The sequence below is a fragment of the Dehalobacter sp. MCB1 genome, from assembly GCF_003590275.1.
Taxonomy (GTDB): domain Bacteria; phylum Bacillota; class Desulfitobacteriia; order Desulfitobacteriales; family Syntrophobotulaceae; genus Dehalobacter.
On record NZ_LXPC01000010.1, the window covers coordinates 109144 to 128200 of the forward strand.

18 protein-coding genes are annotated in these 19057 nt (G+C 43.3%); 3 read left to right on the forward strand and 15 right to left on the reverse strand.

Annotated elements, in window-relative coordinates; all coding sequences use genetic code 11:
* Window positions 1–4: 4 nt before the first annotated feature.
* Both A7K50_RS06840 and A7K50_RS06845 read left to right on the forward strand, forming a co-directional pair.
* Complete coding sequence (locus A7K50_RS06840) at window positions 5–2851, forward strand: UPF0182 family protein (RefSeq protein ID WP_119775147.1); 2847 nt, start codon at window positions 5–7, stop codon at window positions 2849–2851.
* Window positions 2852–2896: 45 nt separating this feature from the next.
* Window positions 2897–4141 carry a mechanosensitive ion channel domain-containing protein gene (locus tag A7K50_RS06845; RefSeq protein ID WP_119775148.1) on the forward strand — a complete coding sequence of 415 codons (1245 nt, stop codon included), beginning with the start codon at window positions 2897–2899 and terminating at the stop codon, window positions 4139–4141.
* 12 nt (window positions 4142–4153) lie between these two features.
* On the opposite strand, the gene A7K50_RS06850 is transcribed toward A7K50_RS06845, so the two are convergent.
* From A7K50_RS06850 to A7K50_RS06880, 7 genes are all read right to left on the reverse strand, one after another.
* Window positions 4154–4558 carry a ferritin-like domain-containing protein gene (locus A7K50_RS06850; RefSeq protein ID WP_119775150.1) on the reverse strand — a complete coding sequence of 135 codons (405 nt, stop codon included), beginning with the start codon at window positions 4556–4558 and terminating at the stop codon, window positions 4154–4156.
* Between the two features lie 88 nt (window positions 4559–4646).
* The gene (locus A7K50_RS06855) at window positions 4647–5717 is read right to left on the reverse strand and encodes a hypothetical protein (protein WP_243103670.1); all 1071 of its coding nucleotides are present in this window, start codon (window positions 5715–5717) and stop codon (window positions 4647–4649) included.
* Complete coding sequence (locus tag A7K50_RS06860) at window positions 5714–6715, reverse strand: phosphodiester glycosidase family protein (RefSeq protein ID WP_199698245.1); 1002 nt, start codon at window positions 6713–6715, stop codon at window positions 5714–5716. Before A7K50_RS06860 ends, A7K50_RS06855 begins: the two co-directional genes overlap by 4 nt.
* The gene (locus A7K50_RS06865; protein ID WP_020492555.1) at window positions 6715–7281 is read right to left on the reverse strand and encodes an ANTAR domain-containing protein; all 567 of its coding nucleotides are present in this window, start codon (window positions 7279–7281) and stop codon (window positions 6715–6717) included. The genes A7K50_RS06860 and A7K50_RS06865 overlap by 1 nt, the downstream gene beginning before the upstream one ends.
* 217 nt (window positions 7282–7498) lie before the next feature.
* Window positions 7499–8053 carry a hypothetical protein gene (locus tag A7K50_RS06870; protein ID WP_020492556.1) on the reverse strand — a complete coding sequence of 185 codons (555 nt, stop codon included), beginning with the start codon at window positions 8051–8053 and terminating at the stop codon, window positions 7499–7501.
* 157 nt (window positions 8054–8210) lie between these two features.
* A complete protein-coding gene (locus A7K50_RS06875) occupies window positions 8211–9149 on the reverse strand; it encodes an ATP-binding protein (protein ID WP_020492557.1) in 939 nt (312 codons plus the stop codon).
* Window positions 9150–9347: 198 nt separating this feature from the next.
* The gene (locus A7K50_RS06880) at window positions 9348–10091 is read right to left on the reverse strand and encodes a DnaD domain protein (protein ID WP_119775153.1); all 744 of its coding nucleotides are present in this window, start codon (window positions 10089–10091) and stop codon (window positions 9348–9350) included.
* Window positions 10092–10293: 202 nt separating this feature from the next.
* Between A7K50_RS06880 and A7K50_RS06885 the strand changes: the two genes are divergently transcribed.
* Window positions 10294–10884 carry an HD domain-containing protein gene (locus A7K50_RS06885; RefSeq protein WP_015042643.1) on the forward strand — a complete coding sequence of 197 codons (591 nt, stop codon included), beginning with the start codon at window positions 10294–10296 and terminating at the stop codon, window positions 10882–10884.
* A 6-nt stretch (window positions 10885–10890) separates the two neighbouring features.
* On the opposite strand, the gene A7K50_RS06890 is transcribed toward A7K50_RS06885, so the two are convergent.
* The 8 genes from A7K50_RS06890 to A7K50_RS06925 form a co-directional block, all read right to left on the reverse strand.
* Complete coding sequence (locus A7K50_RS06890) at window positions 10891–12639, reverse strand: MBL fold metallo-hydrolase (RefSeq protein WP_119775155.1); 1749 nt, start codon at window positions 12637–12639, stop codon at window positions 10891–10893.
* A gap of 40 nt (window positions 12640–12679) precedes the next feature.
* Complete coding sequence (locus A7K50_RS06895) at window positions 12680–13318, reverse strand: response regulator transcription factor (protein ID WP_015042641.1); 639 nt, start codon at window positions 13316–13318, stop codon at window positions 12680–12682.
* An 18-nt stretch (window positions 13319–13336) separates the two neighbouring features.
* Window positions 13337–14458, reverse strand: coding sequence for a sensor histidine kinase (locus A7K50_RS06900; protein WP_119775157.1), 1122 nt, complete (start codon window positions 14456–14458; stop codon window positions 13337–13339).
* 191 nt (window positions 14459–14649) lie between these two features.
* On the reverse strand, window positions 14650–14889 hold the full coding sequence (locus A7K50_RS06905; RefSeq protein ID WP_019225335.1) for a thioredoxin family protein: 240 nt from the start codon (window positions 14887–14889) through the stop codon (window positions 14650–14652).
* Window positions 14890–14934: 45 nt separating this feature from the next.
* Window positions 14935–15936 carry a permease gene (locus A7K50_RS06910; RefSeq protein ID WP_119775158.1) on the reverse strand — a complete coding sequence of 334 codons (1002 nt, stop codon included), beginning with the start codon at window positions 15934–15936 and terminating at the stop codon, window positions 14935–14937.
* Between the two features lie 40 nt (window positions 15937–15976).
* Complete coding sequence (locus A7K50_RS06915) at window positions 15977–16276, reverse strand: metalloregulator ArsR/SmtB family transcription factor (protein ID WP_119775160.1); 300 nt, start codon at window positions 16274–16276, stop codon at window positions 15977–15979.
* 502 nt (window positions 16277–16778) lie between these two features.
* Window positions 16779–18383: an IS1182 family transposase gene (locus A7K50_RS06920; protein ID WP_119775161.1), complete on the reverse strand. Its 1605-nt coding sequence runs from the start codon at window positions 18381–18383 to the stop codon at window positions 16779–16781.
* 250 nt (window positions 18384–18633) lie between these two features.
* Window positions 18634–18981, reverse strand: coding sequence for a hypothetical protein (locus A7K50_RS06925; RefSeq protein WP_019226898.1), 348 nt, complete (start codon window positions 18979–18981; stop codon window positions 18634–18636).
* Between the last annotated feature and the right edge of the window lie 76 nt (window positions 18982–19057).

A 19057-nucleotide genomic window follows, 5' to 3' on the forward strand; every position in this document is an offset into this window, starting at 1 on the left:
AAATATGCGCGGGAAATCTATTTTTAAACCTGTTCTCAAGATTCTTGTTTTACTCATCATTATTCTTGCTGTTCTTTCAGCCTTGAGCGGATTCTACGAAGACTGGCTGTGGTTTACCGACTTAGGGTACGCAAGTCTTTTCTGGACGCCGTTCTTCAGCAAAGTACTTATTCAGGCCATCAACGGAACGATGTTGTTTTTAGTGATTTTCGCAACACTGATGTCGGGTAGACATGCGTTTACTACGTTTTACAACGAAAGATTCCGCAAAAGGATCAGACTGGTCGAAGAAGTCAATCTTCCGCCTGCTGTCAGTCCGCGCAGGGTTACCATTTCCCTGCTTGTCTTATCTGCCGTGGTCAGTATTGTTGTGAGTTTCATCGTCGGTTTTACCGGCTGGCTTGATTTTCTGTCCTTTGTGAATGCCTCTTCCTTTCATTATTCCGATCCGCTGTTTAATCAAGATCTTGGTTTCTTTGTGTTTAAACTTCCTTTCTTTGAGACCATTTATAACGCATTTTTCTCCCCAATCCTTATTTTAACCCTGTTTACTGCGCTTTTTTATATTATGACCGGGGTCGTCCGCTTCCATTCCATCCGGTTTTGGAAGAAAGATGCTGTTGTGATCAGTCCTACGGCCAGAAGACACCTCGGAGTTCTTTTAACCATTCTTTTTGCGCTGAAAGGCTTTGGCTACTATATCAGCGCCTATGAAATCGTTTACTCGCATAGAGGCCACGTCGTCGGCGCCGGATACAGCGACATTTACGCTTCGCTTCCGGTCTTTAAAATCCTAGTCGTTGTGAGCCTGGTCTGTTTCGTGTTCTCCTTTATCGCTTTTTTCCGAAAAGATTCCCGTTTGTTGACCGTGCCGGTCTCGTTTTTGATTGTCTTTTCGTTTTTCACTTCCGGTATCTTTCCTACCATGCTCCAGTCCCTGGTTGTCGTTCCGAACGAGCTGCAAAAAGAAGCACCGTATATTGCCAGCGAAATCCAAATGACCCGCTACGCCTACGGTCTGGATAAAATCAAGGAACAGGATTACACCGGGGTTGAGACGGTTACTGCACAAGACTTAAAAAACGAAGTCGGAACGCTGAATAATATCCGCCTGAATGATCCCCGCCCCATGCAGCAGATCTACACGCAAAAACAAGGGATACGCCAATACTACAAATTTAATGATATTGATGTTGACCGCTATAAGATTGGTGATACGTATCGCCAGGTTATGCTCTCGGCGAGGGAAATTTCGCTTCAGGACCTTGATCCGAAAGCCTTAACCTTTGTTAACACCCGGTTTAAATACACGCATGGTTTCGGCTTAACTGCTTCGTTCGCTAATACTGTCACCACCAAAGGGCTTCCTGCTTTTGCCGTAAGCAATGTGCCGCCGCAAACAGACTATGCAGAATTGAAGATTACCGAACCGCGAATCTACTTTGGCGAACTGACGAATGACTGGGTCGTCGTCAACACCAATTCCAAAGAATTTGATTATCCCCTAGGCAATGACTTTGCGAAGAACAGCTATGCCGGCAAGACAGGTATCCCGTTTACTGCCTTTAATAAACTGATGCTGTCTCTTCATCAGATGACCCCGCGTTTTTATCTAGCCGGAGAAGTAACTTCGGAAAGCAAGCTTCTTCTGTACCGGAATGTTCTGGAGCGGGCCAAGAAATTGGCGCCGTTTCTGACCTATGACGATGATCCTTATGCTGTGATTGACAACGGCAAGATCAAATGGATCATTGACGCCTATACGACAACGAACAGCATTCCTTACTCCAGCAAATACTCCACCCAGGATTTTAATTATATCCGCAATTCCGTTAAAGTCGTTGTCGATGCTTACGACGGGACCGTTGATTTCTACGCGGTCGACAAAGAAGATCCTATTCTTCAGACTTATCAAAGGATTTTCCCGGGTGTATTTAAAAGCATTTCGGAAATGCCCTATTCCATAAAATCGCACCTGCGCTATCCGGAAACAATGTTCAAAATCCAGTGTGACATGCTGAACACGTTTCATATGACCAACACCACTGTATTTTATAATAAAGAAGATGCCTGGAACGTTGCCAAGGAAATTTACGGTTCATCAGAACAAAATGTGGAGCCCTATTACGTAATCATGAAACTATATGGGGAAACAAATGAAGAATTTGTGCTGATGCAGCCCTTTACCCCGGCCTCAAGTTCTACGAACAGCCGGAATAATCTTGTCGCTTGGCTCGCCGCCAGGATGGACGGCGAGAATTACGGCAAACTCGTCTTATATAAAATGCCCAAAAATATGGAAATCGACGGTCCGTTCCAGGTTGAATCCAGAATCGATCAGGATCCCGAAATTTCCCAAGAGTTTGCGTTATGGAACCAAAAAGGATCGAGCGTTCTCAAAGGAAATCTCCTGGTATTGCCGATTGGCGGTAATTTCCTGTTTGTAAAACCGATTTATCTGCAATCCACAACCAGCGGCAGTATTCCTGAGTTGAAACGTGTAGTTATCGTCTATGAAGATAAGATCGCGATGACCGAAACGCTCGAAGAAGGACTGAAAGAAATCTTTGGCCGTTATATCCCGTCTTTGGATACACTGCAGGATACACCTGTTGATAATGCAGAAAATCCTGATCAGACAAATGCAACAGGTGCCACGGAAACAGAGATGCAAAGTGTACTGGATCAGATTAAGCAGATTAGGGAAATGCTCGATGCCCTGGAAAATCAGCTCACAACCATTAATACCAATGGCCTTACTGTGGACAGCGGGTTGGATACCAGTCAGGAGCTTTCGACGGATGACAATGCCTCCGCCAGCTCTACTAAAGATACAGTTAAGGCACCGTGAACACCGACCAATCATTCGGTACATCCACTTTGAAAGGTAGTGTGCATGATATTCAATCTGAACCAATGGCTAATTTTCAAAGGAATTGAAAAAACAGCTGCAATCCTGATCGCGAATGCCGTAACGGTGGTTATAATTCTGCTGATCAGTATTTTGGCTTTTATCGTCACAAAGCAAGTGCTCTTGCGAATCCTTGCTTTCTACATCCATCGAAACAAAATAAGCTGGGATGACAAGCTTCTTGATCGAAAAGTCTTCAGACGCCTGGCGCATATGATCCCGGCAATTGTGATCTACGCCGCAGCCGGACTGTTCCCGGAATATTCCGTTGCCATCCAAAAAATAGCCATTATTTACATTATTGTGGTCGGCACATTGGTCATGCTTGCTTTGCTTGACGCGATTGACGATATTTATCATACTTTTGAAGCTTCCAGGTTTAAACCAATCCGTAGCATCATCCAGGCCCTGAAAATAGTCATCTGGATCATCGGCGGTATCTGGATGATTGCTACGATGATTGACCGTTCCCCTCTCCTTCTATTAAGCGGAATTGGAGCAGTAACGGCAATCATCCTGTTGATCTTCAAGGATTCTCTTCTGGGTCTGGTGGCCGGGATCCAGCTGTCTTCCAATGATATGCTCAGGATCGGCGACTGGATAGAAATGCCCAAGTACGGTGCTGACGGCGACGTTACGGACATTTCCCTGCACACCGTTAAAGTCAGAAACTTTGATAATACGATTACGACGGTTCCGACGTATGTCCTGATCTCCGATTCCTTTAAGAACTGGCGAGGTATGCAGGAATCCGGCGGCAGAAGAATTAAGAGGTCCATTTTTATTGACAGTTCGAGTATCCGTTTCTGCAGCGAAGAAATGTTGGAAAAGTTCAGCAAGTTCCGCAATATTTCCGATTATATTGATAAAAAAAGAGAAGAACTTGCCAAACATAACCTGGACTATGACCTGGATCCTATTATGGATTCTGCTCAATCCGTAAATGCCAGAAGGCTGACGAATATTGGAACATTCCGTGCTTATCTGCAGGCCTACCTTAAAAACCATCCTGAAATACACCCTGAAATGGCCAGGATAGCGCGCCAGCTGCCATTGACCGAACATGGTATTCCGATTGAAATTTATGCGTATACCAAGGATACTTCCTGGGAAAGCTATGAAGCTGTCCAGGCCGATATTTTTGACCATATCCTGGCTATTGTCCCGGAATTTGAGCTGCGGGTTTATCAAAGCCCCACCGGATACGATCTGCGGCATATGGGGCTGTGATCTTTCTGCAATTTATTTGTTCAATAACCATAAGAACCATACGGCATGGTTTTGCTCGTCGGAGGCTGCTCTTTTGAATTGTTCCTTAATAAATAAGTCTCGAGTCTTTTCAGCCACATCCAAATAAAAATCAACCGTCTCCTGCTCATCCTTAAAAGAGGACTTCAAACCTTCCCTGTAAGTGGCAGGACATTTCTCCGTAATCTGAGGGTTTGGGTTTACCCCTGTGATTTCAGTAAATATCTGCGAGAATATGTGATAATGGCGCACTTCATCCTGGCGGATCTCCATGATCCGCTTTTTTTCTTCGTGATTCGGCGCTTTTTCAGCCAGCTTTGCATAACAGGCGATCGCACTATACTCTCCGTTGATTGCCCTAACTAAGTCCTGAGTTAATGAGCTTGTACCCGGAACCATATAAGATACCTCCCCAACATTAATTGTTGGTTTATTCTATCTTATTAATTCACGGATTGTGCCTGGCTATTTAAAATTAACATGGTTCTCATACCTTCCTCCAGTAATAAACAGACTTTTCGTTTCCCGGCAAAAGTTCCAGGTACAAATCACCCATTGGGGCCAAGACGATAACTGCATTGGATCTTGTAGCAGAACCATCCGGTAATTTTAGCGATTGATGTTTGCCGTTCGCTGAAATGACGTCCAGGCGTCCCTTGCTTTTGATCATGATCTGATTCGTACTACTGATCTTTGTTTCTATCTCTGTATACGGAATCTCCCCTTGCCAGATCACAGTTCCCGTCATCGCCGGGCCGGATGTCTGTTCTTGATAAACGGTCACCTCGCGAAGGATGTTCCCGCTGATTTTGCCAATATAGATTTTGTCGTCACGGCAGCCAAGTAGTATATCTTCAGGATCAACAGAAATACGATTCTTACTGCCGGCCTGATAAATATCAATCGCTTTGTTCGTCTCCATTCTGCTCTCTACATAGATGCTGCCGAATTTATTGGAAACCGCGATGTATAGGATTTCCTCTCCCTGCTGATTCACTCTGTTCAAGGTCTTCATGATATCCATTGTAATCAGCTGACGGGTTTGATTGTCATCCTGAAACAAGATCAATAGATTATTCGTATAGGTCGACATTTCAATTTGCAGCACCTGATTGACCGCAAGGCTTAATTCTCTGTCCATCATCGGTTCAAAGCTGTTCAATTCAGAAGAGCCAGTGCTGAAATCCACTGAATACAAGCTTGTTATGGCGTTCTTGTTCTGCTCCCTGATCAGATAAACCATACTGTTCCGGTCCGGAAGCCAAGCGAAGCCGACAATCTTTGCTGCGTCCTTTTCCGGGCACTTTGAGAAGATCTTCTTATTCGTCGTCAAATCAATAACTTCAAGATAACGTCCCGATCGATAGGCCAATAACTTTTTATTGTAAGACAACACAAAACCATCAGCCTGACTGAGATCCGTTTTCAGAACATAAGCCTGATTGATATGCAAAGAAGGGTTTAACAGCTGTTCTGCTTGCCAATTCAGCAGGGCATAAACTGCAAGTTGTAATACCAGGGAAAGCAATAACAACCAGATCATCCATCGTCTTTTCAATTTTGCCCCACCCCACTAAGGTTCTTTCCTGGCATCACAACAAAAGCCGTAGGCATATAGCGTTCTCCGTAGATGTTCCACAGTTTATTGATAATCCGACCTTGATAGAACAATTCTGTTGAAGAACCGCCGTCAAGATTTGCTGCATTTTCGGCTCCATATTCAATAAATATATTCATTAGATCCCGCAGCGTTGCCCCCATACTCCAGTCAGGCTGTCTGCCGTCGATCACAACGAAAATAACCGTACCATCAGCTTTTTGCCCAATTCCCGTCCTGGGAGCGAATCCCCAACCTCCGTCGCCTTTAATCTGTGGTTCTCCATTCAGGATAAGGTTTGGCTCAAAGCTGACCGCATGCTGGATCCCAAGGTCCCTAATAAGCCCGGCGGAGAGTTCCCTTGCAGAGACTGTCCTGAGCATCAGTTTTCCTTCCTTGTTAAAACCGATCAGATTCGTACTTTTAGCCGCGTCCAGGTTTTCATGAATGAGCTGCCCGTCCCTGACAGTGATCCCATCCGGATAAGCGCCATTTCCCTGCGAATTCGGATCATAAAAACCACCGGCATTAATACCGGCTATTGCACCTTCTGCAATGACCAGTTCCGATAAGCGCTGACCGGCTACGCCAAGCTCTTTCGTAACAGCAATTTCGATCTGAAGAGGGTCACGCACAAGCATGACAATTCCTTTAAAGTATTTACCTTCAATATTTTCTATCCTGATGCCGTTTTCCTCATCAGTAATCTTATGGTCAATATGCTGAATGACAGGCTCTACGGTAACTGATGTATTTCCGTATTTCTGAGTGATTTCAGCAATTTTTTGTTCCGATAAAAAAAAATCCGCTACCTGGGGATGGCGGGACGTCAGAATCGTTCCGACCGTAACATACGTCAATGAATGAAAAGGACCGTAAAAGACAATGAAAGGCCCTAAGAGGATGAACAACAGAACATTCCCAACGATGAATCGTATCAGAAATTGTTTTTTCGTCATCAAGGTCTCCACGTTCCTTTTACGACTTCGGCAGCTATTGCCCGAATTGTTTTTCTTGAGGTCATCGCTTCTGTTCGAATCGATGTATAGGCCGTTTCTTCATCCATCCCGGCTGTAATCAGGATTAAAATCGCCTGATACACCAGTTTTCTTGTTTTAAGCTCATCATTCAATTTATTCATTTCTTTACGCTGTTCTATTTCCCTATTAAACCGATGTTCCGCTTGGGCAATCCCGGAGACAACATCTATCGCTCTGAGCGGAGCCGTCATGATATGGTGGACGTTGGTTTTCAGCGCAAAATCCAGGTTCACATAATCCTTTTGATCAAGCACGAATATAACCGGACAAATATTGGCATGAACGAGATTCTGAACTAGATCAAGCGGCGAAATCCCATGAATATCCCCTCCGCAGATGATCAGGTCAGGCTCAACCCGCTGCGCCATGCGCAGAGCCTCTATACCACTGTCAGTCCTCGCGATCGCCTGATAATTGGCCAAAGGCAGGACGGCATTCAATTCATTGATTTGTTTTTCCTGGCTAATCAGTATAGCTCTTTTCATTTAGTCCTTTTACTCCATCAAGAAATCGATCAGCAGTTCTATTATACTATTTGGCAAGACAAAAAAAATAAGTGCTTTCGTACCAAGAATTTTTTATTAAAAGGTACCAGACACTTAATGATACTATATTTATCAGGTTTTAAGCAATGATTTTTACTTACACTTGATTTTTACTTGCAATATGTTTTACTACTTACTGTTACATGATTTGATAAAGTCAGGACTTTATCGACGAATCGACATTGAAAACCACCCTGGCTTCCGTATTTTGAGACGCTCCGCCTTCGAGATTGGCTTTAATCGCCAGTACCATCTCATGCTGGCCTGCCGTCGCACTCTTACCGGCTGCATTACCTAATGCATCAATATTTTCAAAGGCAATTTTAGCTGTTGCTCCGGGTTCCAGTGTTGGTATAATTCCTTCCTTACTGATTTGTTTGTTTTTATCATCCAGAGCCTGAATGGTTAGGACAACCGGCACATTGGTCATCGTATTTTCGGTCATGTTTTGAATGATCGCAGAGACTTTAAAATGACTTGCCGGCAGGATCTGAACTCCCTTAAACATTTCCTCCCCATAAGTGATGTCCCGGATGACAATTTGAGGATCAAAATCAATACTTACAATTTTAATCTCAGGTTCTGTTTGTTCCGGAGTGGAAACTATCTCCGTGTTGCCAATCAGGCCGCCCATAAGGCCAATAAGAGCAACCAATATGACCAGTCCTCCGACAAACAAATAATTTCTCTTAATAATAAAGAATTTAGCCATGTATCTGCACCTCCATAAAACCATTTCTAATAGAAAACCTATGCATGCTTTTCATGGACATGCATAGGTTTATCCCCGAAAAATCCTTATGGTTTGAGGCAATTTGCCGTAAGCTGACAACATAGGAAAATATCTTAGCATTTTTCCGGCTGAACTCTTATTTTTTATCCTTTTTTAATCCTTCCCGTTTTAAATAATTTTGCATCCGGATATCCTGTGGTGCAGACAAACGGAAAATCCTGCACATCTGAAGAAGCCGGGAACAGGTCCGTTCTCCCAGATAATGATCGATCTCATCAAAGTCAAGATTGGTCGTAATGACAGTCGGCAGCTGCTCGTTCATACGGTAATTCAAGATCGAGTAGATCCGATTACGGGACCATTCGGTATAATTATGCGCACCCAAGTCATCAAGAATTAAAATCGGTACGGTTCTGGCTATATCCAGCAAGTCATATTCCGTATTTTCACTTTTATTGCTGAATGTAGCGCGCAGTTCATCCAAAAGGTCCGGGACAATCAAAAAAAGTAGCTTGAAATTACTTTCCAGAAGCTCATTCGCAATGGAAGCTGCCAGAAACGTTTTGCCGCTTCCAACGGAGCCTGTGAAGAGCAGCCCGACCTCATTGGGATTTTCCCGGACGTTTTTGACAAACTCCCTGGCGGCCTTCAGTGCTTTTTGGGCATTCAGGTAATCTTCCTGATCCTGCTGCGTGTTCTTATAGTATGCAAGACTGAACTTTTCAAAACGGCAGTTCATCAGTTCCCTGGACAGACGCGCATATTTAAAGCTGTTTTCGATCCTCTTTTTCTCCATACACGAACAGGGCGCCGCCGTATCTCCGTTCAGAACGATTCCCCTGTCTCCGCAGAGCGGGCATACAGAGCCGGCTTCAATATTTGTTTCAGACTGAACAGTCGACTGGATCTTTATCTCCGATTCATTCTGATTTGTTTTATTCAAATTCGCTGTAGTCTGAATTCCAGTCCTGTCTTCCATGTTCGTGTTTCCCTGATTCGGCAGCACTCTCTCAATGATACGATCTGTTCTTTCCAGATGAAATCCCCCTCTGACAACAATTTCGTTACCCTTCAATGATGTCTATCTACCTATCTCCCTATCTCCTATGTTTCACATGCTTGTTATCAGTCTGCGTGCCACAGTACCGCGACGAGCGAAGCCTGGATGGCGTAGCGCGGCCTTTTGTGTCAGGAAGACACAACGGCCGAAAGCGGTATTGTGGCACGCAGACTTGCCCTAACAAATTTGTATAATCATTCTCAGAACGCGCTACTAAAGATAAATATTATCATATTTGCTTTTCGTTTTTGGCAAACCTTTCAACGGCTTGACATTTTTCCTGTTTTGTCTGGACTGGAAATTCTGATCCTCAGCCTCGACTTCCAGACGCGTTTTGATCCCCTTCTTCTCCCACTCTCTTAAAATAGAATCGAGATAGCGGAAACTCCGAATCCCGGCGCCAACGCCTCTTCGTAAAGCCTCAATAATCAGTTCTTCGGAATACGAGGCCATCAGCCATTTTTCAATATGTTCACACTCCAGACCGGTTAACGGCCTCCCTAATTCCTGTTCAAACAGCGAAGTCAGTTTAGCCTGAGAAAGGTCCGGCATATTCTCTGTGTTCGTTTTGCCATTACGTTCAGTGCCTGAGGACATCTGCTTAAACTCATTGATTCCCCATAATTCCAATAACTGATCGATCAGCCCGCTGAAATCATATTCACGGTTCGTGCCGTTTTTCGCTTTGCGGCTATTGACAGAAAGCAGTCCTCTGGTCTGGAGATTCTGGATCATGATTTTGTATTCTTCAACCGAGAGTCCCATTTTTTTGGTGATCTGTTCCTCAATACGATCACTGTTCGTACTTGTCTCAGTCATCATATGAATCATCAGCATCATTTCCTTGTGACCTATTCCAAGTTCCGTATAATGATCAAGTATAAGATTGGGAATCGAAACGGAACCGGAAAATAAAAGAGCTTGACAAAAGCCCCCGTATACCTTGTTTTTTGACAATGCTACCACCTCATACCATTCATTGATGTTAGAAAAAAATTATTGGCATTATTGCTACTATTCTATATATTACACTATTACTGTCCTAAAATCCTAAAGATTTTAGGAGGAAAAACAATTTTTATGACGACAATTTTTCCATGTATTGGAAGGACTTTTGCATTTTTTTGCCGTAATACTTAACAGAAAGGTGGTGCAGGATATGGATATCTCCAAAGAACTATTTCAAATTATCAACCAATCCGGTGCGCATCCGGCTCTTGGCTGGAAACACTGTCAGCGGGTCTATCATTTATCCAAAGAATTATCTCAGCATCTCAACCTGAATGATGAAGTACTTTATATTTCTGCCATGCTTCACGATACGGGAAAGTACCCGATGTACGCGCTTCCCAACGTCGATCATACCCTCAGATCAAAAGGCGTCGCGATGAACCTGTTGAAGAGCTATCACTTTGAGCAGGAAAAACTGGCAAAAATTCTGGACGCCATTGAATGCCACATGTATTATTCCGAGCCGGGCAACAGTGACGAGGCTATTTATTTAAGGGACGCCAATATCCTTGATAATCTCGGAAACATCGGATTAATGAAACTACTGAGCCTTGTCGGACAGGACGAGCTGATCCCGAGTCCCGATGAGGCTTTAATGCGGGCGCAGACCTTTGCTGAAGCACTGCCTAAAAAAGTGTACTCCAAGACCGGCAGGAGAATCGCTGTAAAACGGCGCGAAGAGATCATGCGTTTTCTGTCAGGGATTAAGCGTCAGACCTCGGAGTATGCCTGGATCTGATTCGGTTTACCGTTTCATTCTTGTTTTTAAAAGATCGGAAATGCTCTCAAAGGTATCAATCAGGTTTTCATAGTCTTGGCGCTCATTGCTCCTATCAATGAATAGTTTCAGGTCTTTGCGGAGTTTGGTATAGGCCCTGTTTGCTTCGGAAAGCAGAACTTTTCTCCGGCGTTTGAAGGTTCTTCCCCCTGATCCTTCTTCTGAAGATCTTTGCTTAACAGATTTGGACGGGTGTGACTGCCGTTCCTGAGGTGCAGGATAACCTATCCTATCTTCAATTTCCTTTAGCCAGGGCTTGGAAGGTTTTAGACGCTTGATTTCGCCGTCCGCTATCTCCAGGCATTCACCCAGTTCCGGAATGATTGGCGCAATCCCGAATTTTTGCTGGACCAGAGATGAAAACGCCTGAATCGCATCATCTTCGCCATGGACCAGGATGAGCTGATCTGCGTTGCCGCCGGCGGCTTTAAGCCAGGCCAGCAATTCATTCTGGTCCGCATGCGCTGAAAAACCTTGGAACGCAACGATTTCGGCGTTGACCGCGACTTTCTCTCCATGGATAGTCACTTCTTTGGCACCGTCAGTTAAAAACCGGCCAAGTGTCCCTTGGGCCTGATAACCGACAAAGATGACCGTGGCATCGTACCGCCACAGATTATGTTTCAAATGATGCTTGATTCTTCCGGCATCAGCCATCCCGCTAGCCGAAATGATAATCGCGCCGCCCTGTATCGCATTCAGCCGGATTGAATCCTCCGCGGTTTCACTCAAGTGAAGATTCGGCATGGCAAACGGGCTTTGGCCCGCCTCCAGCAGCTGTTTGGTTTCCTGATCAAAATTCCGGGTATTCCGCCCAAATATTCTCGTCGCTGCAACAGCCAGCGGACTATCGATGTAAATCGGCATTGCCGGAATTTTTTTGTCATCTTGAAGTTTGCGCAGGTAGTACAAAAGGTCCTGTGTCCGATTTATGGCAAAAGCCGGAATAATAATATTGCCGCCTTTTTGGTGGGCATTATTGATGACCCTGGCCAGGTTTTCCATTCGATTGGTTTTATCCGGATGAATCCGGTTGCCGTAGGTTGTTTCCATCACAATCATACAGGCATCTCGTATACCATCAGGATCCTTAAGCATACACGCTTCTTTAATCCCTTCGGGATCTTCGACATAAGGCTGACCGGAAGTCCCGATATCTCCGGAAAATGCAATGGTTTTCGTCGTGTTGTTTTCTTTGACGCTGACAATGACATGGGCCGAGCCCAAGATATGCCCGGCATCGACAAACTGAAAGGACAGCGATTGCGAGATCGCGGTCTTTTGATTATAGGCCGCCTCGACAAAGTGCTTTTGCGCATTCACCGCATCTTCAACCGTGTAAATCGGTTCAATTAATGGAGCATCCATCCTGCTGTGCTTGCGATTTTTTCTGGTGACCTCCATTTCCTGGATGTGCCCGCTGTCCGGCAGCATCACAGAGCATAGTTCTATGGTTTCCGTCGTCGCATAGATCGGCCCGCTGAAACCTTTTTTGATGAGCTTCGGAATAAGCCCGGAATGGTCAATATGGGCGTGCGTTAAAATCACAGCGTCAAGAAGGTTGGGATCAAACGGAAACGCGCCGTAATTCAGTTCTTTCATGATTTTGGAACCCTGAAACATTCCACAGTCAATCAGGATTCTGGTATCTGTTGTTTCCAGCAAATAACAGGAACCCGTCACAGTCTGACTGGCACCATAAAAACAAAGCTTCATTCGTATTCCCTTCTGCAGCCTACTGAAGCCACAAAAAAATTTATTCCAGTGTAATAAGTTTTGTCTTCACTGCTTTCAAAGCAGCCTGGGTGCGGTCTTCGACCTCTAGTTTTCTAAAAATACTGGAAAGATGATTTTTGACTGTTTTTTCACTTATAAACAGCGTTAAGCCAATATCTTTGTTTGACGAGCCTTTGACCACATAGGTAAGTATCTCCATTTCCCTGTTGCTTAATCCGAAATGATCTTTTGGACTGTTCGGATTGGAAAGCTGGCCAAGCAGTTTGCCGGTTACCGACGGGGACAAAATGGGTTCTCCAGCATATACTTTGCGGATGGAATCAACCAGGGCTTTCGGAATGACGTCTTTCAGCAGGTATCCAGCTACCCCGAGCTGTAATACCTGGAACACTTTTTCATCCGAGTCATCGACAGTAAGAATTAAAATCCCAATGTTCGGGAATTCCCTTCTGATGACTTTACAGGCTTCAAGACCATTTACCCCAGGCATATTCAAATCCATCAGCAGAACATCAAACGGCGTCTTCCTCGCCATATTAATTGCCCCTTGACCATCTCCGACTTCGGATACAACCTGAATGCCTTCTTCAAATTCCAGAATTCTTCGTAATCCTTCCCTGAGAAGCGGGTGATCATCGGCAATTACAACCCTTATCATTTTGATCCTTTCCTCCTTTTATTCAGAATATGGAATGTTAAACGTAACAACAGTACCCTTGCCCGGTTCTGATTGAATCGATAATTGTCCGGAGTAAGCCTGAATTCGCTCATTAATTCCAATCAAGCCGAAATGGGCACCGGAATTATCCAAGCCATTGCTGATATCAAATCCTTTACCATCATCGATAATCTGACCGACAATCCTGTTATCCTGAAAATTCAAATGAACCCTGCACTTCGGGGATTCCGCATGTTTAGCCACATTGGTCATCCCTTCCTGAACCAATCGGAAAAGGGCTACTTCTACGGAGGAATCAAGCTCCCTTTCTTGTCCTTCCACGATAAGTTCACAGGTCAGCCCATACGTTTTTTCAAAGTTTTTCATATAATGATTGATGGTATCAACAATTCCCGCCCCATTTAAAGGAATTGGCCTGAGTCCGAAAATGATTCTGCGGATATCCTTCAAATTATCCCTGACCAGTATATTCAGTTCTTTCAATTCTTTTTTTACCTGGCGGTGATCAAGTTCCAGAAGTTTCTCTGCTATTTCCAGACGCAGAACAATGTTTGCCAGACTCTGGGCGGGACCGTCGTGGACTTCACGGGCGACCCTCAGGCGTTCTTCTTCCTGAGCCTTGATGATCTGAAAAGCTGTTTCTTTTCTCTGGTCACTGCTATAGAACTGACTGATCTCACTGATTCCTTCTTTTAAAAGCCGTAGGGCAAGACTGACCTGGCTCATCAGATCCTCAGCCTTAATCACTGTGATATCCAAATTTTTTAACGTTCTTTCGATTTCATCCCTGCGGGAACGCAGCTGAAGCTCTTTCGCCTGGAGCAGTTGCAGCTCTACCTGTGCATCCTTCGTTTCCGAATACGCTTCGAGCATCTGTTTCTCATTGAACTTATCGAAGTTCTTGTTGACTTCCATCAGCTTCCGACGGAAGCGTTTTTCTTTCATAAACTGGGTATCCACCATTTTGATGGTGTCTTCAATTTCCCTGCGCATAAATTCCAGTTCTTTTTTTAACCGCTGTATTTCGTTGCGGGTCATCTCATAGATGTCAAATATTTCTTCTTTACCGTTCTCGATTGCGTTGAGCGTTGATTCAAAGACAGCAGTTAATTTATCCATAGCGTGACTCCTCAATAATCATTTAATGAGTCAATTAATATCTCATTCGACATTTTCTTGATATTTCCTACTTAAGGCGGACAAAAATAAAACTATCCACGCTATTCCGCTAAAAACAAGCGAGTACTTTTTGAATTGTACTCGCTTTTAATCACACGAAACTATTTTATGAGATTGATAGCATCTTTTTTCTACCGCGCAGTTTCTAAAATCTTTACGATCTCCTTGGGTTTTAGAACTTTCCCAAAAGATACCACCTTTTCGTCAATAACCAGGGCTGGTGTGGACATCACACCATAGGCTATGATGTCTTGAATATCGGTAACTTTGATTACTTCGGCAGCAAGGCCCACTTCTTCCAAAGCAATTCTGGTATTTTCAGCAAGGGTAACGCAATTTTTGCAGCCAGATCCTAAAATTTTAATCATCATATTTAATACGCTCCTTTTACTTGAAAATTCAAATATTATTACCCCTTACATGAGCAAATATCCCAAGGCATTAAATGTATAGCCGATGATAAGAATGCCAATGGTTACAATCCCTGCAAATATGACGAGCAGTTTCATTTTTACGACTTTCTTGAGCATGATCAAAGACGGCAGAGAAAGTGCGGTGACAGCCATCATGAAGGATAAAGCAGTTCCCAGACCAACACCCTTGGCCACCAATGCTTCCGCAATCGGCAGCGTCCCAAAAATATCTGCATACATCGGGACCCCTACCAAAGTAGCCAGCAATACCGAATACCATTTATCCTGACCCAGAAGTAAGGAAATAATATTTTCAGGAATAAAGTTGTGAATCGCAGCACCTATACCGACACCGATTAGAATATATACCCACACTCTTCTGACAATATCACGAACCTGATCTTTAGCAAACTCCAGCCTTTCCCGAGTTGTTAACCGCTCCGGTTCTATTTCCAGCATTTTATTACTGAATACAAACGGTTCTACATACTTTTCCAGCTTTGCTCTGCTAATCACGGTTCCGCCAATTACTGCCAGAATCAAACCAACAACAACGTAGGCAATGGCAATGGTCCAATTAAAGATACTTGCCAGCAAAAGCACCGAAGCCAAATCCACCAGGGGGGATGATATTAAAAACGAAAAAGTAACACCGATGGGAAGCCCCGCACTGGTGAAGCCAATAAAAAGCGGAATGGAAGAACAGGAGCAAAAAGGCGTCACCGTACCGAGTAAAGCACCTAAAATATTTCCTGAAATACCGTTAAACCTGCCGAGTATTTTTTTGGTTCTTTCCGGTGGAAAAAAACTTTGAATATAAGAAATGAGAAAGATCAAAACGGCTAGCAAGATAAATATTTTAAGAACGTCATAGATGAAAAAATGGAGACCACCTCCCCAGCGATCCTGGATGCTAAGCCCAAAGACATTCTCAACCAAGAGCTTTACCAAATCAGAAAGCCATTCCATCCTGAGCAATTGGTTATTTAGCCATTCAAATACCATCTAAGTCACCTTCTTGTTGTTTATTCGTTTGATTCAATAGTTATTTTTTTCTTTTTGTTACATATGATTTTTGTAACCTTATCAAAAAGCCGGCAATGACTTCAAGTTTACTTTCATTGATAGAATACCGCATCCAGATGCCATCCCGCCTGCCATTCACCAGACCGCTTTCACATAAGATCTTCATGTGATAAGAAAGCGTGGATTGGGTTATGTTGAACGCTTCGAGTATCTTACAAGCACATAGTTCCCCATTGCCCAACATGTCAAATATTTTCAATCTTGTTTCATCAGATAATGCTCTCATCGCTAAAGCATATGCTTGATAATTTCGTTCCAATTCAACCGCCCCTGTTGTAGGTTTATATATTGATAAACATCAATATGTTTATATATTAGTCAAGACATTGATACTTGTCAATGTCTATGGTATATAAATATCCCGCAAATCGCAGAAAACCTAAGTAAACCCAAAGCACTGGTGAACTGGAAACTTGTAGCGAGTAGAAAAGGTTGATCAAACGATGATCACATACTTTATAAATAAAAAGGCGGTGTTGCAAAACTACAAAGTTTGGCGGCACCGCCTTCTTCTATCGGTATATGAAAGACCAACTACGGTATATGGATTAAGCAACTACCTCTGGAAGGTATAACGAATAAAACCTTGAAGGTAGGGCTACGCAATGTCTAACCGCTCTCGGCAAGTTGTGCCCTCCGTGGCGCAAAAAGCCGCGCTGCGCAATCCATGCTCCGCTTACGCTGGTTAGACATTGCATAGCCTAATCTTAGGTCTTTGTAAAAGATATTTTTTGGGGATTAGCGTGTCTTCTTCATCAATTCTAGGCCGTTTTTAGCTGATGAAGTGGTTTTCCGATGCGTTCATTCTGAATCTTCGCATGAAGCTTGTTGACGTTATATCCAATACAAAGCAACATAAATTCATTTTTGACGTTTTTCCTGCCGCGTGTTAAAAAGCGATTGAAGTTGTAATCGTTCTTTAAAACCCCGAAAGCCCCTTCCGCCTGGATAGAACGATTTACCCTAAGTAAGATGCCTTTTTCGGATGTAATATTCTCATAAGATACCCGGCGTTTCTCCACAAATTTCTTGGATACCTGCATTCGTCTATTTCCTTTAGCTTTGGTACATTTCTCTTTCTTAAGGCAGTCTTGGCAGTCCTCGCACTCATACAGTGTTATCTCCGACCGATAGCCGGTTGCCGATGTTCTATGGGTGATTCCAATAGGCTGAAGCTGCTTGCCGTTACTGCAGGTATATTCGTCTTTTTCAGCATCATAAGTCATGTTTTCCCGTTTGCTGATGTCATTTTTAAAGCTTCTTTTCTTCGATTGTTCATATGTTTGCGGCTTGATGTAGCAAGTCTGTCTGTGCTCTTCCAGGTAAAGATAATTCTCTTCACTTTCGTAGCCGGAGTCGGCAATGATATTTTTGTATCGAAAAGTTGATCTACTCTCCATTTCCTTTAAAAATGGGATCAGGGTATTTAAATCGTTTCTGTCCTGGAAAACATTGACGCCCGTTATGTATTCGCCTTCAACTCCGATCTGGACATTGTAAGCTGGCTTTAGCTGAGCATTGCGCATATGGTCGTCTTTCATATGCATGAAGGTGGCATCCGTATCTGTTTTAGAGTAACTATTCCGGCCGTTAAACAAGGTATTATGTTTGTCATACGCTGCCTGACGCAAAGAGAATTCTCTGATCTGTTCAGTATACCGCTGTAATTCTGTCTTCCGTTTACCAATACCCTGAACAAATTCGATGTTCTCTACTTTTCGTTTTTCTTCCAAATACGTGAGTATCCCCGCTAAATCACAGCATAAGCTATCTTTGCTGACGAGAAGATTCGTGTTGTAGGTTTCGTTGATTTTCTCCAGCAACGCTTGTATTTTCGTAAACATCTTAGCTTCATTTTTGTTGACGACTTTCTTCCAAACGAAGGTGTAACGATTGGCATTGGCTTCGATTTTTGTCCCGTCGATGAATAGATTCTCGAAGTTCACCTCGCCAGTCTGATGCAGATATACGACCATTTGATAAAACAATCCATCGACAGCATCAACCACAAAACTTTTCCGAAACCGGGCAATGGTCGAATGATCCGGAGCCGGATTTCCTTGTAACAGCCACATGAAATTAATATCTCTCCGGCAGGCTTTCTCAATATTTCTGCTCGAGTAAATATTGTTCATGTATACATAGGTCAATACCTTGAATAGGATCTTGGGTTCGACTGCAGGTTTTCTTCCAGTAGAAGAATATGCCTGATATAGCTCCGTGTAATTTAATCCCTCCAGTATGTGGCTGAGCAGTCGGACAGAATCATCTTCTGGTATTAACACATCAAAATTAAATGGTAAAACTAATTGATACCCGTCGCGATATTCGGTATACTTTTTGTTGTGTAATTTATTTAGTCGCATAACTAAATTATACAGTATTTGCGGGCTCTTCGAGCCCGCATTTGCTATATTTCCGGGTAAAAAAAGTAGGCTATTGCCTACGAACGACTACGTTCGTTGTGCAACAGCCCCTCCATTTTAATCAATTTCTATAGTATTTTTTACTACTTTGACAGCGTGTGTATTTCCCTTTGTTCAACCCTTTTACTCCGTTAGAAGCGGCCTGATATTGTTTCGGATAATTAGTCTTATAACAGGTTAACTAATTCAATTAAATGTAGACGAAAGCCAATGTTAAACCTACAGCGGCAATTAAAATAAATAACCCCCAATAAAGTTTATTGAATCGGTTCTTTGTGAGTTGGATCATCACCCAAAAGAGTGCGAAACCTCCAATGCTCTTGATTAACAATGGAAGGCTAAAATCAACAAGTGTCCAAACATAGCATCCTGTTAATACTGCGAAGCCAAAGACAACATACATGATTTTACGAAGTTTTGTTTTTAGGTTTTGGTCATCACTAAAAGTAGCGATAAAAAATAAGACCAGGAGCACAGATGCAGCTAGAAAATGCCAGGGAGTATGATTCATTATTTCTATAGGACCTAAAGCTATCAAAGAAAATCCCTCCTAAAATATAATTATGATTTATTATAAGGTAATTAATGTTTCTAGTCAAGTCCTTATTAGTGTG

Coding starts and splice junctions, on each gene's coding strand:
- A7K50_RS06840 (WP_119775147.1), top strand. CDS start 5: ATGCGCGGGAAATCTATTTTTAAACCTGTTCTCAAGATTCTTGTTTTA.
- A7K50_RS06845 (WP_119775148.1), top strand. CDS start 2,897: ATGATATTCAATCTGAACCAATGGCTAATTTTCAAAGGAATTGAAAAA.
- A7K50_RS06850 (WP_119775150.1), bottom strand. CDS start 4,558: ATGGTTCCGGGTACAAGCTCATTAACTCAGGACTTAGTTAGGGCAATC.
- A7K50_RS06860 (WP_199698245.1), bottom strand. CDS start 6,715: ATGACGAAAAAACAATTTCTGATACGATTCATCGTTGGGAATGTTCTG.
- A7K50_RS06865 (WP_020492555.1), bottom strand. CDS start 7,281: ATGAAAAGAGCTATACTGATTAGCCAGGAAAAACAAATCAATGAATTG.
- A7K50_RS06870 (WP_020492556.1), bottom strand. CDS start 8,053: ATGGCTAAATTCTTTATTATTAAGAGAAATTATTTGTTTGTCGGAGGA.
- A7K50_RS06885 (WP_015042643.1), top strand. CDS start 10,294: ATGGATATCTCCAAAGAACTATTTCAAATTATCAACCAATCCGGTGCG.
- A7K50_RS06890 (WP_119775155.1), bottom strand. CDS start 12,639: ATGAAGCTTTGTTTTTATGGTGCCAGTCAGACTGTGACGGGTTCCTGT.
- A7K50_RS06895 (WP_015042641.1), bottom strand. CDS start 13,318: ATGATAAGGGTTGTAATTGCCGATGATCACCCGCTTCTCAGGGAAGGA.
- A7K50_RS06900 (WP_119775157.1), bottom strand. CDS start 14,458: ATGGATAAATTAACTGCTGTCTTTGAATCAACGCTCAACGCAATCGAG.
- A7K50_RS06905 (WP_019225335.1), bottom strand. CDS start 14,889: ATGATGATTAAAATTTTAGGATCTGGCTGCAAAAATTGCGTTACCCTT.
- A7K50_RS06910 (WP_119775158.1), bottom strand. CDS start 15,936: ATGGTATTTGAATGGCTAAATAACCAATTGCTCAGGATGGAATGGCTT.
- A7K50_RS06920 (WP_119775161.1), bottom strand. CDS start 18,383: ATGCGACTAAATAAATTACACAACAAAAAGTATACCGAATATCGCGAC.